Raw genomic sequence first — 15683 nt, forward strand, 5'->3', positions numbered from 1 at the left:
TCCGCAGCTTTGAGCATCCATCGCCGGCCGTGCGGTACAAGTAATCGGAGGTAGCGTCGTGGCCAGGCAAGGCAGCAAGGAACAAGGGTCGGGCAAACAGACCACTGCGCGGGGCGCCTCTATTCATCAGTTTCCGGACCCCACCACGGGCGGCAGGCCCATCCTCACGCCGCGCCAGTGGAAGGTGCTCGAGGTCATCCGTGACTCGGTCGAGCGACGGGGTTACCCGCCGAGCATGCGAGAGATCGGCGAGGCAGCCGGCCTGGCCAGTCCGTCCAGCGTCTCGCACCAACTCACCGTCTTGGAAGCCAAGGGGTACATCCGCAGAGATCCGCACCGGCCCCGCGCGCTCGAGGTACTCGCCCCGCCGCCCGCGGAGGACGGCGGTGTTGATGCCGAAGCACCGATCGCCGCAGATGAGCCGTCGCTTCCAACCCCGTCGTACGTGCCGCTCGTCGGCCGCATCGCCGCCGGAGGTCCGGTCCTCGCCGAGCAAGCTGTTGAAGACGTCTTCCCGCTCCCCCGTGAGCTGGTCGGTGAAGGCAACCTGTTCATGCTGAACGTCACCGGCGATTCGATGCTCGATGCCGCCATTTGTGATGGCGACTGGGTCGTCGTACGTCAGCAAGATGTGGCAGAGAACGGCGAGATCGTCGCAGCCATGCTCGACGGAGAAGCCACGGTGAAAACGTACAAGCAACGTGATGGCCACGTTTGGCTACTGCCTCACAATGACTCGTACGAGCCGATTCCTGGTGACTCTGCCACCATCCTCGGTCGCGTCGTAGCCGTAATGCGCCGCATCTAGCTACTCCGAGACCGCCGGTCAGGGCTCGGGCGGGCATCGGCGAGCGAGGAACAAGCGAGTCCGCGGGCAGACCCTTGCTCCCCCAGCCGAGCCGACGAACCACCCACACAGCGTGCATCCAGCACCACCGGTCAGGGCTCGGGCGGGCATCGGCGAGCGAGGAACAAGCGAGTCCGCGGGCGGGACCGGTGGTGCTGGATGCACGCTGTGTTCTAACCGGAGTTCAAGCGGCTCAGCGCCCCTGTCACGACACTACGATCCGCCGTGAACCACATGGGGGGCAACGATGCCCGTAGGTAGCTGCCGTAGCGCGCGGTCACCAGTCGTGGGTCGAGTACGGCAACGACACCACGGTCCGTTGATCGGCGGATCAGGCGCCCCGATCCCTGTGCGAGAAGCAACGCGGCGTGGTTGGCCGCCACGGTCATGAACCCGTTGCCTCCATTCTTCTCCACCCACCGTTGGCGGGCTGAGCTGAGCGGTTCGTCGGGTCGTGGGAACGGTATGCGGTCGATCACGACCAGATGGCACGCATCGCCCGGCACGTCAACGCCTTGCCACAGCGACAACGTGCCGAACAGGCTGGAGCTGGTGTCCTCGGTGAACTGACGGATCAGCGTCGGCACAATGTCCTCGCCTTGGCACAGGATGGACATCTTCGGCAGACGTTCGCGCACCGCGGCCGCTGCTTCCTCCGCCGCCCGGCGTGAGGAGAACAATCCCAGAGTTCGCCCTCCGGCCGCTGACACCAGCTCGACGAGCGCGTCCACCGCTTCTGGCCGAAGCCCGTCCCGGCCTGGTGGTGGAAGGTCGCGTGCGACGTAGAGGATGGCCTGCTGGGCGTAGTCGAACGGCGAGCCAACGTCCAGTCCCCGCCATCGTGGTGCCTTCTCACCGGTCAGTCCGAACGCTCCGGCGGCGGCGTCGAACGACCCGCCGAGTTCGAGTGTCGCGGATGTCGCCACGACCGTTGTCTCGCCGAAGAGCTTCTCCCGCAGAAGTCCAGCCACTGACAACGGCGCCACTCGAAGTATCCGCCCGCCTCGCTCGCGTTCTTCGATCCACACCACGTCATGTTCGTTGTCGGCCACCATCCGCTCTGCGGTGGCGAAGATGTCGTCCACCATCGTCTTCGCAGCTCGACGGGCCGCCTCGACGTCTGGCTCACGGTCCTGGCCGGATCCGCTGCCGGTGAACCCCGAGGCGACGGCTCGCGCGGCGTCGCGCACGTCGACCAGCGCGGCCCGGAGACGGTCGGGCAGCTCGTCCACCCGGCCAGGTGGTGCCTCGTCGAGCGCTTGGCGCAGCCGCTCCCCGGTCAGTCTCAGCTCTCCCGCATCCCCTTCACCGACGTGCGACCTGCTGCGGGTCGCAGCCCGATCTATCACGCCCGGCCACAAGTCGGCGGCCGCGACGCTGGTCACGCGGGCAGCAAGCTCGTGCCCCTCGTCGACGATGGCGACATCGTGTTCGGGAAGCACCGGCACGCCTTCAAGAGCGTTGATCGCCAGCAACGCGTGGTTTGTCACGACGATGTCGGCGTCGCTGGCCCGATGCCGCGCCCGTTCGGCGAAGCACTCCGTGCCGTACGGACAACGGGTCGCGCCCAGGCATTCGCGCGCGTTGACCGAAACCTGTGCCCAGGCACGGTCGCTGACGCCCGGTTCGAGGCGGTCGCGGTCACCGGTAGCACCCAGTTCGGCCTGTTCTTCAGCCCATTCCCGGACCCGGACGACGTCGGCGCCGAGCGAGCCGCTGACCATGTCCTCGGCCGCGACCAGCTCACCTTGGTCGTCCGGCGCTCCGTCGCGAACGCGGTGCAGACACGCGTAGTTGGCACGGCCCTTCAACGTGGCCCACTTCGGCTTTCGCCCGATCACCGGCTCGGCCGCGTCGGCCAGCAGTGGAAGATCACGGTCGACCAGTTGAGCTTGGAGCGCCAGCGTGGCGGTGGCGACGATCACCGGCTCATCAGTCGTGACCGAATGCAGCAGAGCCGGCACCAGATACGCCAACGACTTCCCGGTGCCGGTGCCGGCCTGGACCAACAGGTGTTCCCGGGTTCCGATGGCCGAATCGACGGCCTCGGCCATCTCGAGCTGTCCTGGGCGATGCGTACCGCCGAGGTGTTCGACAACTGCGGTGAGCAGTTCCTTCGGACTCATGTCGGCCACGGAAGACTGCTCGCTCATCCTGGCGAGGCTACACCGCCGCCGCGCCCGCTCTCGAGCATGGCAGGCGCACATGATGGAATCGAGTCATGAGCTATGACGCCGTACCGTTGATCCCCCGCGATGTCTTGTTCGGCAACCCCGAACGGATGTCTCCGAGCTTGTCCCCAGACGGCACCCGGCTTGGATTCGTGGCACCACTCGACGGCGTTCTCAACGTCTGGGTTGGACCCGCCGATGACCCCGCCGCGGCCCGGCCGGTGACGTTCGACCAGGACCGCGGCATCCGGGTCTACGATTTCTGCCACGACGACAAAACCCTCGTCTATTTGCAAGACACCGACGGTGACGAAGACTGGCGGCTCTACGCGCTGGATCTGGAAAGCGGTGAGTCGCAGCTCGTCACACCCCAGACGGGCGTGACAGCTGGGATTCTGGCTCACAATAGGTGGCACCCGAACACCATGCTGGTTGCGCTCAACGCCGACAATCCCGCGCTGCACGACATCTACCGTCTCGATCTTGCCACCCGCCAGATCGAGAAGATCGAGACGAATCCCGGATACGCCGCGTGGATGGTCGACTCCGACCTGCAAGTCCGTGGCGGCATCGCCATGACAGAAGACGGCGGCGCTGTAACCTATCTTCGCAACCTGGAGACAGGCGCCGACGAGCCGTGGATGGAGATCGGCCCAGACGACGTCGCCTCCACCGGCGTCTTCAGTTTCAGCCGCGACGGCAAGTCCGCGTTGGTGCTCTCCAGCATCGGTGTCAACGCCTCCCGCCTGCTTCGCGTCGATCTCTCGACAGGCGAGCAATCCGTGCTGGCCGAAGATGAGTCCTACGACGTAGGCGGCATAGCCCTGAACCCTGAGACACTCGAGCCACAGGGCGTCACGTTCATCAAGGAGCGCAAAGTCTGGGTCCATCTCGACCCCGAGTTCGGCGCGGAAGTGGACCATCTCCGCTCTCAGCTGCGAGGCGAGATCGGAATCAGCCGGGCCGTGCGGGACGACCGACGTTGGATGGTGCACGACGTGCTGTCCGACGGCCCGGTCCGGTACTACGTGTACGACCTCGACACCCGCGAACTGACGTACTTGTTCTCGCACCGGCCCGAGCTCGAGGAGTACGAGCTCTCCGAGATGGAGCCGTTCAGCTACACGACGCGGGACGGCCTGACGGTCCATGGCTACTTGAGCTTCCCGGCCGGAGTCGAGCGCAAAGACCTGCCAGCGGTCCTCAACGTGCACGGCGGCCCGTGGGCGCGAGACACCTGGGGGTACCACCCGGAGGCGCAATGGCTGACCAACCGCGGTTATGTCTGCGTCCAGATCAACTTCCGCGGTTCCACCGGATACGGCAAGGCCTTCGGCAACGCCGGCAACAAACAGTGGGCCAAGGCGATGCACACCGACCTGCTCGACGCCATCGATTACCTCGTAGGCAAGGGGTGGATCGACCGCCAGCGCGTGGGCATCTACGGCGGCTCCTACGGCGGGTACGCAGCGCTGGTCGGAGCCGCGTTCACTCCGGATGTGTTCCGTTGCGCGGTCGACCTCGTCGGCCCGTCCAACCTGCTGACGCTCCTGACCTCTATTCCCGAGTACTGGAAGCCGCAGATCGCCTTCATGTACTCGCGAGTGGGAAATCCCGAGACCGAGAAGGACTTTCTCTGGGAAGCGTCGCCGCTCTCCCGGGTGGATGACATCCGCATTCCGATCTTGGTCGCGCAAGGTAAGAACGATCCCCGGGTGAAAGAGGCCGAGGCCGAGCAGATTGTCAACGCGCTGATCGACAAAGGTATCGACCACGAGTACCTGCTATTCGAGGACGAAGGCCACGGTTTGGCCAAGCCGGAGAACCGGGAGCGCTTCTACGCCGTTGCCGAGGCTTTCCTCGCCCAACACCTCGGCGGCCGCTCGGCAAACTAGTGTCACGGACCGGGAGCCCGCGACACTGGGTGTCGCGGGCTCCCGCAATCCGGCACACGAGCTCGGTCCGCTGTGTCACCTGATCGTCGGCCGTGGAAAGGCTCACCCGACAACCGGCTTTCAGGTGACGACCGGACAGCCAAACGTCAGCGCGAGAACGGGGCCAATGCCGCGGCGAGGCTCTGCGAGACGCGGGCGCGCACGCGTGTCCCTTCGGCTTCGTGCTCGAGCGACATCACATCGCCAGCGGTGTGCAGCTTGGACAGCAGCTCACCACGTTCATACGGAACCAGCGCGTCCACCTCGACAGGTGGCCTGGGTAGTTCGTCCTCGATGCGGGCTCGTAACTCGTCGATGCCTAGCCCCGTACGGGCGGAGACGGCTACCGAACGCGCTTCGGCGCGCAATATCCGGGTGACGTCGAGCGAGTCGGCGTCGTCGATCTTGTTGACCGCGATCAGTTCCGGCACGGAGCTGGCACCGATCTCGGCAAGTACTTCGCGCACCGCTGTGATCTGGCCCTCCGGATCCGGGTGTGAACCGTCGACCACGTGTAGCAGGAGATCGGCGTCGCCGGCTTCTTCCAGCGTGGAACGGAACGACTCCACGAGCTCGTGTGGCAGATGCCGGACGAACCCAACGGTGTCGGTGAAGGTGTACTCCCGGCCGTCGGACGTCTGCGCACGCCGCACGGTGGGGTCCAGGGTGGCGAACAACGCGTCCTCGACGAGAACCCCAGCACCGGTCAGCCGGTTCAGTAGCGAGGACTTCCCGGCGTTGGTATAGCCGACGATGGCCACCGAGGGAACGGCGTTGCGCCGCCGGTTGGCTCGCTTGGTCTCGCGGGCGGTGCGCATGCCATCCAGCTCGCGGCGGAGCTTGGCCATCCGGGTACGGATACGGCGGCGATCGGTCTCAAGCTTGGTTTCACCGGGGCCACGTGTTCCGACGCCTCCACCGGCGCCACCCGCACGCCCACCGGCCTGCCTGGACAAGCTGTCACCCCAGCCGCGCAGCCGCTGCGAGAGGTAGTCGAGCTGGGCGAGCTCGACCTGGGCCTTTCCCTCGCGGCTCTTGGCATGCTGGGCAAAGATGTCGAGGATGAGCATGGTCCGGTCGACGACCTTGACCTTGACCCGGTCTTCCAGGTTCCGCAGCTGGGAGGCGGTCAGCTCGCCGTCACAGATGACGGTGTCGGCCCCGGTGGCGGTGACCACCTCACGTAGCTCTTCCACCTTGCCAGAGCCGATGTAGGTGGCCGGATCCGGATGGTTACGGCGCTGGACCAGACCTTCGAGAACCACCGAGCCGGCTGTCTTGGCCAGCGCTGCCAGTTCGACGATGGAGTTCTCGGCATCGGCAGAGTTTCCGCCGGACCAGACTCCCGCCAGCACCACCCGCTCGAGGCGCAACTTGCGGTATTCGACCTCGGTGACTTCTTCGAGCTCAGTGGACAAACCCGCCACTCGGCGCAACGAATGCCGATCTTCAAGATCAAAGTCACCCGTGGTGCCGTCGAGGCCGGGCCGTTGGCTCGTTTCCGCGGCGCTGTCTTCTTCACCAACCGGCCGGCCAGTTTCGTTGCCGGCCCACGATGGGTCAACGGCTTCGGACGGCGCAGCATACGGTTCGAACGTGGTAGCCGATTCTGGTGTGGTCGTCATGCTCCTTCTTCCGCCCCGTGACCGGGGCTGTCTCTCAACCAGCTTACTCGTGGTTCAACACAGAAACGGCGCCCGCGCATCCCCGGTTTCAAGGATGCCACGGGCGCCGCCGGGGATCATCTGAGTTTTGAAGGTCTTGCGACCACTCACCTCATAGCTCCCGTCAAGCCGGATCTTCAACCACGGAGGTGAATTCTCATCGTGTTCTGTGACCCGCCGACGCGGCCAGGCGAAGCGCGGACACACTTCGAGCGGACACGGCCCGTCTGCCCCTCCGCCCGGCCGCACGCCGGCGGGAGCGCAAGGCCGCCGCCCTCAGCACAAGTTCACGACGCTCGGTTTCGATGCTCGCCATCCCGTCACCTCTCCAACCATGGTGGCCGTCCCCCGCGGATGGCCACCACTGACGACGATATGTGGCGATCACGAGCATGTAGTCAGCCCGTAGTCGCCCTTCGCCGTCGTTCTATAGGAGGAGACGTCCCGGACACCCATCAGGATTCTGTGACGTGCGTCACACGCTCTTGCTCGAGCGTCATTCGGGGTTCCAGCGCCTGGTCACAGCACAATCGAGCCGCGTGCACCCAGCTCGGCCGGACCAGTCAGCAACAGCTCACCGTCCGCGCGCTCGGTCACCCTCAACCGGCCACCTGGCACGTCGACGGTGTATGCGGCCCCGGTAGCACCGTCGCGGCGCATCGCCGCCCACGCGGCCGCGCACACCCCGGTGCCGCACGACCGCGTCTCCCCCACACCCCGCTCCCAGACGCGTAGCGCAATGTGCCGTTCGGCGCGATCAACCACGAACTCCACGTTGGCTCCGTCGGGGAAAACCGGCTCCGGGCTCAACGTCGGGACGGTGGTCAGCATGCCCAGATCGGCAAGGGCACCGATCTCGGTGACCGGGAGGCCCGGCGCCGCCGGATCCGGCACGTCGGCACGGTCCGCGTCCTCGCCACTGCCAGTGCGGTTCACACCGTCGAGGTGATCGAGGAACACGACGGCGTGCGGGTTCGGCACCGCCACCGCCGTCGCCGGCCAGCTGCGATCATTCATGCCGACGGTGACCTCCGGCCAGCGGTGGCCGCTGTCGAGTTCCGGTGCCCCGGCACCAGTCATCTCCCTCGCCGTGCCCATCTCGACGGTGTACTGCCCGTCAGGTTCCGCGTGCACGATCCGGGCGCCTCCGCGGGTTGCCAGAGTCAGCGAGCTGCCGTCGGCGAAACCGTGCTCGAAGAGGTACTTCGCCATGACCCGCACCCCGTTGCCACACATTTCCGCCACGGTGCCGTCGGCGTTGCGGTAATCCATGAACCACTCGGCGGCATCGGCTTGATCCTCGGCCTCCGGGACGTCAACCGTACGGACGATCCGGATCAGGCCGTCCCCGCCGATCCCGGAGTATCGGTCGGTCAGGCGCCGGACCGTCTGCCCGCCCAGATACTGCCCCACGGTGCCGTCCGGGTCGGGCAGCAAGATGAAGTCGTTCTCGGTGCCATGCCCTTTGATGAACTCAGCTCGCGTACTCATCTCATCCATTCTCAGCGGGTGCCGCCACCGACGGCACCGCACCCCGCTCGGGATCCCCTATACGCCGCCGCGACGCGCTCAACGGCCATGTACATCATGTACCCGATCCGCGGCCGTTGAGCACACAGATCCGGTCTCGGCGATCGCGCGTTCGGTGCGGTCCTCGGCGTCAAAGGGAACCCAGCTGATCCGCTCGTCCTTCCGGAACCACGAGTCTTGTCGCCGCGCGAAGCGGCGAGTGGCTCGGATGACCTCTTCGCGGGCCTCGTCCTCGCTGCGTTCACCGGCCAGGAATTCGAGCACCTGCGCGTATCCGAGCGCGCGGCTGGCAGTACGGCCGGCTTCCAACCCTTGCGCCCGAAGTGCCCGCACCTCATCCACCAGCCCCGCCGCCCACATCGCGTGTACTCGCTGCTCGATGCGCTGGTCCAATACCGGTCTCGGCACATCCAGCCCGATCTGCGCCACGTGGTCGAACGCATAGCGACGAGGTGGGAGCGCCGCCGCGAACGGACGGCCGGTGAGTTCGATGACCTCCAGCGCACGCACTATCCGCCGGCCGTTGCTCGGCAGGATGGCCTCTGCCGCAGCCGGATCGCGTTCCGCCAGGCGGGCGTGCATGCGCGCCGGACCGAGCGTGGCGAGCTCGCCCTCGAGCCGTGCCCGAATCTCGTGGTCAGTGCCCGGGAACTCGAATTGGTCGAGGATCGCGCGGATGTAGAGTGCGCTGCCGCCGACGACGACCGGCACGGCACCACGCTCCCGGCAGTCGGCGATGGCCGAACGCGCCATGGACTGGAACTCGGCGACCGTAGCCGGTTCAGTGACGTCGAGCACGTCGAGCAGGTGATGCCTGACACCACGTCGCTGGTCCGGAGGGACTTTGGCGGTGCCGATGTCCATTCCGCGATAGACCTGCATCGAATCGGCGTTGATCACCTCGCCGCCGAGATGGACAGCCAGGTCGATCGCCGTCTCACTCTTACCCGCGGCCGTGGGCCCCACGACCGCGAGGATCGGCACCTCTTCCGTTCCGTTCACCTCTCCAGTCTCACATGCAACCACATGTGGCCTGGCCAGCAATACGCTGGCCAGGCCACACATCGTGAACTCAGGCTGCGCGCGGAAGTCTTCCGCGCGCAACCAGCGTCAGCAACCTCTGACGCATGCCGCTAGCTCAGTAGCGGTAGTGATCCGGCTTGTACGGGCCCTCCACGTCAACGCCGATGTACTCGGCCTGGTCCTTGCGGAGCTTGGTGAGCTTGCCGCCAAGCGCCTCGAGGTGCACCCGCGCAACCTTCTCGTCCAGGTGCTTCGGCAGCAGGTACACCTGGTCGGTGCCGTATTCGCCCTGCTTGGTGAAGAGCTCGATCTGCGCGATCGTCTGGTCCGAGAAGGAGTTGGACATGACGAACGACGGGTGCCCGGTGGCGTTGCCGAGGTTCAGCAGCCGGCCCTCGGACAGCACGATAATCGAGTGGCCGTCGGGGAAGGTCCACTCGTCGACCTGCGGCTTGATGGTGACCCGCTTGACGCCGGGGTAACGCTCCAGCTCCGCGATCTGGATCTCGTTGTCGAAGTGGCCGATGTTACCGACGATGGCCTGGTGCTTCATCTTCTCCATGTGCTCAATGGTGATCACGTCTTTGTTGCCCGTGGTCGTGATGATGATGTCAGCCTGGTCGAGCACGTCCTCCAGAACGGCGACCTGGTAGCCGTCCATGGCCGCCTGCAGCGCGCAGATGGGGTCGATCTCGGTGACGATCACCCGGGCGCCCTGGCCGCGCAGCGACTCCGCGCTGCCCTTGCCGACGTCGCCGTAGCCGCAGATGACCGCGGTCTTGCCGCCGATGAGCACGTCGGTGGCGCGGTTGATGCCGTCGACCAGGGAGTGCCGGCAGCCGTACTTGTTGTCGAACTTCGACTTGGTGACGGCGTCGTTGACATTGATGGCCGGGAAGAGCAGCTCGCCGGCCTCAGCCAGCTGGTACAGGCGATGGACACCCGTGGTGGTCTCTTCGGTGACACCCTTGATCTCCGCCGCGAGACTCGTCCACTTCGACGGGTTGGTTCCCACCGAGGCGGCCAGCCGCCCGAGGAAGACCTTCCACTCTTCGGGGTCGTTCTCGTCCGGCGACGGCACGGCGCCGGCCTTCTCGAACTCGACGCCCTTGTGCACCATCAGGGTGGCGTCGCCGCCGTCGTCGAGGATCATGTTCGCCTGCTTGCCCCCAGGCCAGGTCAGCATCTCCTCGGTGCACCACCAGTACTCCTCCAGCGACTCACCCTTCCAGGCGTACACCGGGGTGCCGGACGGCGCCTCAGGCGTGCCCTTCGGCCCGACGACGACGGCCGCGGCCGCGTGGTCCTGCGTGGAGAAGATGTTGCAGCTGGCCCAGCGGACCTCAGCGCCCAGTGCCACCAGCGTCTCGATCAGCACTGCCGTCTGGATCGTCATGTGCAGCGAACCGGCGATCCGCGCACCCTTCAGCGGCTGCGACTGGCCATATTCTTCGCGCAGCGCCATCAGGCCTGGCATCTCGTGCTCGGCCAGCCGGATCTCGTTGCGACCGTACTCGGCCAGCGAAAGGTCGGCTACGGCGAAGTCGATGCCGTTGATCGTCTGCTTCGGTACGGACGGACTGAATGTCGCGGCGGTCATATGCTCTTGCTCCTTTTAACGCGTTGGTCAGTTCCAGCTTATTCGCGGGTGAGGCAGCGAATAAGTATCGGCGTGGCACCCGGGGCGAGCGCACCCGCGAGGGCGCGGCAGAGATGCCGTTCATGGTGTGGCGGGCATCAGCGAGGAGGAGCCCCTGGGCGACGACGAGTCTGCTGGGCGAGAACGGCATCTCTGCCGGGCCCGCCAACGGAACTCGCTTCCCCGCTGCCGCGTCGCTTTCATCAGGTGTTGAAGTATTTTCCCTCCGGGTGGTGTACGACAAATGCATCGGTCGATTGCTCGGGGTGGAGCTGATGCTCGTCCGAGAGTTTGACGCCGATCCGGTCCGGCTCGAGCAGATCGACGATCTTGGTCCGGTCTTCGAGGTCGGGGCACGCGCCGTAGCCCAGCGAGAACCGCGCACCGCGGTAGCCGAGCTTGAAGAACTCGGTGATGTCCTCAGCGTCCTCCGCAGCCACCGGCTTGTCGCCGTCGAACAGCAGCTCCTCACGGACCCGTCGATGCCAGTACTCCGCCAGCGCCTCGGTCAGCTGCACTCCGAGACCGTGGACCTCGAGGTAGTCCCGGTAGGAGTCCTTCGCGAACAGTTCGTTCGCGAAGTCGGCGATCGGCTGGCCCATCGTGACCAGCTGCATCGGGATCACGTCGACCTGACCCGTCTGCTCGGCACGCTCACGCGAGCGGAAGAAGTCGGCCAGGCAGAGCCGGCGGTCGCGGCGCTGTCGCGGGAAGGAGAACCGGTGGCGCTCGGCAGCGCCTGGTTCGGGCGACTCGAGCACGACGACGTCGTCACCCTCGGAGACACACGGGAAGTACCCGTAGACGACGGCCGCGTGCGCCAGCACACCTTCGGTGGTCAGCTGATCAAGCCAGGCGCGCAACCGGGGCCGGCCCTCGGTCTCGACCAGTTCTTCGTACGACGGGCCCTCGCCGCCCTTGGCGCCGCGCAGGCCCCATTGCCCGAGGAACGTGGCCCGCTCGTCCAGCATGGCTGAGTAATCGGCCAACGGAACCCCGCGGACCACCCTGCTGCCCCAGAACGGCGGGGATGGCACCGGGACGTCCTCGGCCACGTCCGAGCGCGCGGGCACGTCGGTTTCGTCGTCCCCACCACCTGCGGCCGCGCGGGCCGCCATGATCTTCTTGGAGCGTTCACGGCGCGCCTTGCGCTCGGCACGCTTCTTCTCCACTTCGTCGTCGACCTCGACGACGCCGCCCTTTTTCTTGGTCATGATCGAGTCCATCAGCCGCAGCCCTTCGAAGGCATCGCGTGCGTAGCTGACTTCACCTTCGAAAATGTCGGCGAGGTCGTCCTCGACGTAAGCGCGGTTCAGCGCTGCTCCCCCCAGGACGACAGGCCAGGTCTGGGCCACGCCACGGGAGTTCATCTCTTCCAGGTTCTCTTTCATGATCACCGTGGACTTGACGAGCAGGCCCGACATGCCGATGACGTCGGCGTCATGCTCGCCGGCGGCATCGAGAATCGCGTTGATCGGTTGTTTGATGCCGATGTTCACGACGTCGTAGCCGTTGTTGGTCAGGATGATGTCGACCAGATTCTTGCCGATGTCGTGGACATCGCCCTTGACGGTGGCGAGCACGATGCGGCCCTTGCCGCCGCTGTCGTCTTTGTCCATGTGCGGTTCGAGATGCGCGACGGCGGTTTTCATCACCTCGGCCGACTGCAACACGAACGGCAGCTGCATCTGGCCCGAGCCGAACAATTCACCGACGGTCTTCATCCCGGACAGCAGGGTGTCGTTGATGATGTCCAGGGGTGAGCGTTCTGTCATCGCCTCGTCGAGGTCGGCCTCGAGACCGTTGCGCTCGCCGTCGACGATCCGCCGTTCGAGCCTTTCGGCCAGCGGCAACCCGGCGAGCTCTTCGGCCCGGCTCTGCCGGTTGGACGCGGCGGTGGCGCCCTCGAACAGCTCCATGAACTTCTGCAGGGGGTCGTAGCCCTCACGACGGCGGTCGTAGATCAGATCGAGAGCGGCCTCGCGCTGTTCGTCCGGGATACGTGCCATCGGCAAGATCTTCGACGCGTGCACAATGGCGGTGCTCAGACCGGCCTCGACGCACTCGTGCAGGAAGACCGAGTTGAGCACCTGCCGCGCGGCGGCGTTCAGACCGAACGAGACGTTCGAGATGCCCAGGGTGGTCTGCACGGTCGGGAACTCGGTAGTCAGCTGCCGGATCGCCTCGATGGTCTCGATCGCATCACGCCTGACCTCCTCCTGTCCCGTGGAGATCGGAAAGGTCAAAGTATCGACGACGATATCCTCGACGGCGACACCCCAGTTGGCGGTGAGGTCCTCGATCAGGCGCCGCGCCACCCGCATCTTCCACTCGGCGGTGCGGGCCTGTCCTTCTTCGTCGATACACAGGGCCACCACGGACGCGCCGTGTTCCGATGCGATCCGCATCGCTTTCTGGAACCGGGAGTCGGGACCGGACCCGTCCTCGTAGTTGACCGAGTTGATCACACAGCGCCCGCCGATGCGCTCCAGTCCGGCGCGGATCACTTCGGGCTCGGTGGAGTCCAGCATGATCGGCAGCGTCGAGGCGGTCGCCAACCTGCTGGCCAGCACGTCCATGTCGGCTACGCCATCGCGGCCGACGAAGTCGACACAGAGATCGATCAGGTGCGCCCCCTCGCGGGTTTGCGCCCGCGCGATCTCGACGCAGTCGTCCCAGCGCTCCTCCGCCATCGCCTCCCGGAACGCCTTGGAACCATTGGCGTTGGTACGTTCACCGATCATCAGCACGCTGGCGTCCTGGCGATACGGCACCGACTGGTACACCGAGGACACCGCGGCCTCGCGCTGCGGCTCCCGGCGCGGCACCGATAGTTCGGACACCGCTTCGACGACCTTGCGCAGATGTTCCGGCGTGGTGCCACAGCAGCCACCCACCATCTGGGTGCCGAACTCGGTGACGAACCCGCTCAGAGCTTCGGCCAAGGCATCCGGGCCGAGCGGGTAGACAGCGCCGTTGGGACCGATCTCCGGAAGGCCCGCATTGGGCATCACCGACAGCGGCACCTGGGCGTTCTGCGACAAATAGCGCAGATGCTCGCCCATCTCCGCCGGCCCGGTGGCGCAGTTCATCCCGATCATGTCGATGCCCAGCGGCTCGAGCGCGGTCAGCGCCGCACCGATCTCGCTGCCCACCAGCATGGTGCCGGTCAGCTCGACGGTTACCTGCGCGACGATCGGCACCGTGCGTCCCTCGGCCTCCATAGCCCGCTTGGCGCCGAGAATCGAAGCCTTGGTCTGCAGTAGGTCCTGGCTGGTCTCGACCAGGACGACGTCGATGCCTCCAGCCAGCATGCCGCGGACCTGTTCGATGTAGGCATCGCGGATCTCGGCATAAGTGATGTGACCGAGAGTGGGCAATTTGGTCCCCGGCCCCACCGAGCCGAGCACGAAACGAGGTTTGTCCGGGGTGGAGTACTCGTCAGCGCTCTCCCGCGCCAGCCGCGCTCCCGCCTCGGCAAGCTCACGAATGCGCTCCGGGATGTCGTACTCCATGAGGTTCGGCAGGTTGGTGCCGAACGTGTTGGTCTCGATCAGGTCGGAGCCGACCTCGAGAAAACCCCGGTGCACCTGTTTGACGGCATCAGGACGGGTCACGTTGAGGATCTCGTTACAGCCCTCCAGCCCGTCGAAATCGTCCAGCGTGAGGTCTTGAGCCTGCAGTTGGGTGCCCATCGCGCCGTCGGCGACGAGAACGCGCTGACTCAACGCGCTCAGGAACGCATTCTCAGCCACGATGCTCACCTCCTTGTCTGCAACGTCCGTCCGACACCATTGTGTTCCAGATCACTGATGACGCTCGGGCGTACACACGTCCTCCTGTCGTTCTCCCGTCTCCTAATGCGCCGCGTTCATCAGTTGTGTACTAGGTCAACGGAGCCAAGACCGGTGCGATCTCGGCCGCGGCATCCTGGCCGTACGCGTCGGCGAATCGTTTGGCGAAGGCGTCCGCCTTCAGCTCGTAGTCCTGACCACCGAGCGTTTCGAGGACGATGGTGGCCAGCACGCCGCCCACCTGCATGGCCCGCTCGGTGGAGATCCCGTGCGCGAGACCGGAGAAGAAGCCGACCCGGAAAGCGTCACCGATACCGGTCGGATCGACTTCCTGCTTGGCAGGGACGCTGGGCACCGAAACGGTCTCGCCGCTGTTGGAACGCAACCTGGCCCCCGCAGGGCCGAGCGTCGTCATCCACGAGTCGACCCGGCCGAGCACGTCAGCCTCCGACCAGCCCGTCTTCTCCAGTAGCAGGCTGTGTTCGTACTCGTTGGTGAACAGGTAAGCGGCACCGTCAACCAGGCCGCGGAGCTCCTCACCGGTCATCCGGGCCACCTGCTGGCCGATATCGGCGACGAAGCGGTAATCACGCTCCCGGCACTCCTGTGTGTGGCGCAACATCGCCATCGGATCGTTCGGGCAGATCAGCACCAGGTCGAGTCCGCCGACGCGGTCGGCGATCGGTGTGAGCTCGATGTTACGAGCGTCTGCCATCGCCCCGGTGTAGAAGGATGCGATCTGGCTCTGGGTCTCGTCGGTGGTGCAGACGAATCGAGCAGTGTGTTTGTCGTCCGAGACCAGCACCGAGGCGGTATCCACCCCGTGCTGGTCCAGGAACTCCTGGTACTCGTTGAAGTCACGCCCGACGGCCCCGACGAGCAGTGGAGTCAACCCCATCTTGGCGAATCCGAGCGCGATGTTGCCCGCCGTTCCACCTCGACGGATGTCGAGGCGGTCGATCAGGAAGGACAACGACACCTGATCGAGTTGGTCGGTCACGAACTGGTCGGCGAACTTACCGGGAAAGACCATCAGATGGTCGGTGGCGATAGATCCGGTCACTGCAATGCGCACGGGTTT

At 65.7% G+C, this 15683-nt stretch carries 9 protein-coding genes; 2 read left to right on the forward strand and 7 right to left on the reverse strand.

Annotated features, from left to right (window positions below; translation table 11 throughout):
- Positions 1 to 58: 58 nt before the first annotated feature.
- Complete coding sequence (gene lexA / locus F7O44_RS19315) at positions 59 to 808, forward strand: transcriptional repressor LexA (RefSeq protein ID WP_425501399.1); 750 nt, start codon at positions 59 to 61, stop codon at positions 806 to 808.
- 212 nt (positions 809 to 1020) lie between these two features.
- On the opposite strand, the gene F7O44_RS19320 is transcribed toward lexA, so the two are convergent.
- Positions 1021 to 3000: an ATP-dependent DNA helicase gene (locus tag F7O44_RS19320; RefSeq protein WP_162451932.1), complete on the reverse strand. Its 1980-nt coding sequence runs from the start codon at positions 2998 to 3000 to the stop codon at positions 1021 to 1023.
- A 68-nt stretch (positions 3001 to 3068) separates the two neighbouring features.
- On the opposite strand from F7O44_RS19320, the gene F7O44_RS19325 reads away from it, so the two are divergent.
- The gene (locus F7O44_RS19325; RefSeq protein ID WP_162451933.1) at positions 3069 to 4913 is read left to right on the forward strand and encodes a S9 family peptidase; all 1845 of its coding nucleotides are present in this window, start codon (positions 3069 to 3071) and stop codon (positions 4911 to 4913) included.
- Between the two features lie 146 nt (positions 4914 to 5059).
- Here the strand turns inward: F7O44_RS19325 and hflX are convergent, their stop codons facing one another.
- The 6 genes from hflX to F7O44_RS19355 form a co-directional block, all read right to left on the reverse strand.
- Positions 5060 to 6577 (reverse strand): GTPase HflX, encoded by a 1518-nt coding sequence (gene hflX / locus F7O44_RS19330; protein ID WP_162451934.1) that lies wholly within the window; start codon positions 6575 to 6577, stop codon positions 5060 to 5062.
- A gap of 558 nt (positions 6578 to 7135) precedes the next feature.
- Positions 7136 to 8107: a diaminopimelate epimerase gene (locus F7O44_RS19335; RefSeq protein WP_162451935.1), complete on the reverse strand. Its 972-nt coding sequence runs from the start codon at positions 8105 to 8107 to the stop codon at positions 7136 to 7138.
- A 78-nt stretch (positions 8108 to 8185) separates the two neighbouring features.
- A complete protein-coding gene (miaA, locus tag F7O44_RS19340; RefSeq protein ID WP_425501407.1) occupies positions 8186 to 9124 on the reverse strand; it encodes a tRNA (adenosine(37)-N6)-dimethylallyltransferase MiaA in 939 nt (312 codons plus the stop codon).
- A gap of 160 nt (positions 9125 to 9284) precedes the next feature.
- Positions 9285 to 10769 carry an adenosylhomocysteinase gene (gene ahcY, locus F7O44_RS19345; RefSeq protein ID WP_162451936.1) on the reverse strand — a complete coding sequence of 495 codons (1485 nt, stop codon included), beginning with the start codon at positions 10767 to 10769 and terminating at the stop codon, positions 9285 to 9287.
- 242 nt (positions 10770 to 11011) lie between these two features.
- Entirely contained in the window at positions 11012 to 14563 is a 3552-nt protein-coding gene (metH, locus tag F7O44_RS19350) for a methionine synthase (protein ID WP_222851507.1), read from the reverse strand.
- Between the two features lie 130 nt (positions 14564 to 14693).
- Entirely contained in the window at positions 14694 to 15677 is a 984-nt protein-coding gene (locus F7O44_RS19355) for a PfkB family carbohydrate kinase (RefSeq protein ID WP_162451937.1), read from the reverse strand.
- Positions 15678 to 15683 lie beyond the last annotated feature (6 nt).

The organism is Phytoactinopolyspora mesophila (assembly GCF_010122465.1).
GTDB classification, from domain to species: domain Bacteria; phylum Actinomycetota; class Actinomycetes; order Jiangellales; family Jiangellaceae; genus Phytoactinopolyspora; species Phytoactinopolyspora mesophila.

What these genes read in the sequence shown, in the direction of transcription:
- F7O44_RS19320 (WP_162451932.1), bottom strand. Translation starts at nt 3,000, where the DNA reads ATGAGCGAGCAGTCTTCCGTGGCCGACATGAGTCCGAAGGAACTGCTC.
- F7O44_RS19325 (WP_162451933.1), top strand. Translation starts at nt 3,069, where the DNA reads ATGAGCTATGACGCCGTACCGTTGATCCCCCGCGATGTCTTGTTCGGC.
- hflX (WP_162451934.1), bottom strand. Translation starts at nt 6,577, where the DNA reads ATGACGACCACACCAGAATCGGCTACCACGTTCGAACCGTATGCTGCG.
- F7O44_RS19335 (WP_162451935.1), bottom strand. Translation starts at nt 8,107, where the DNA reads ATGAGTACGCGAGCTGAGTTCATCAAAGGGCATGGCACCGAGAACGAC.
- ahcY (WP_162451936.1), bottom strand. Translation starts at nt 10,769, where the DNA reads ATGACCGCCGCGACATTCAGTCCGTCCGTACCGAAGCAGACGATCAAC.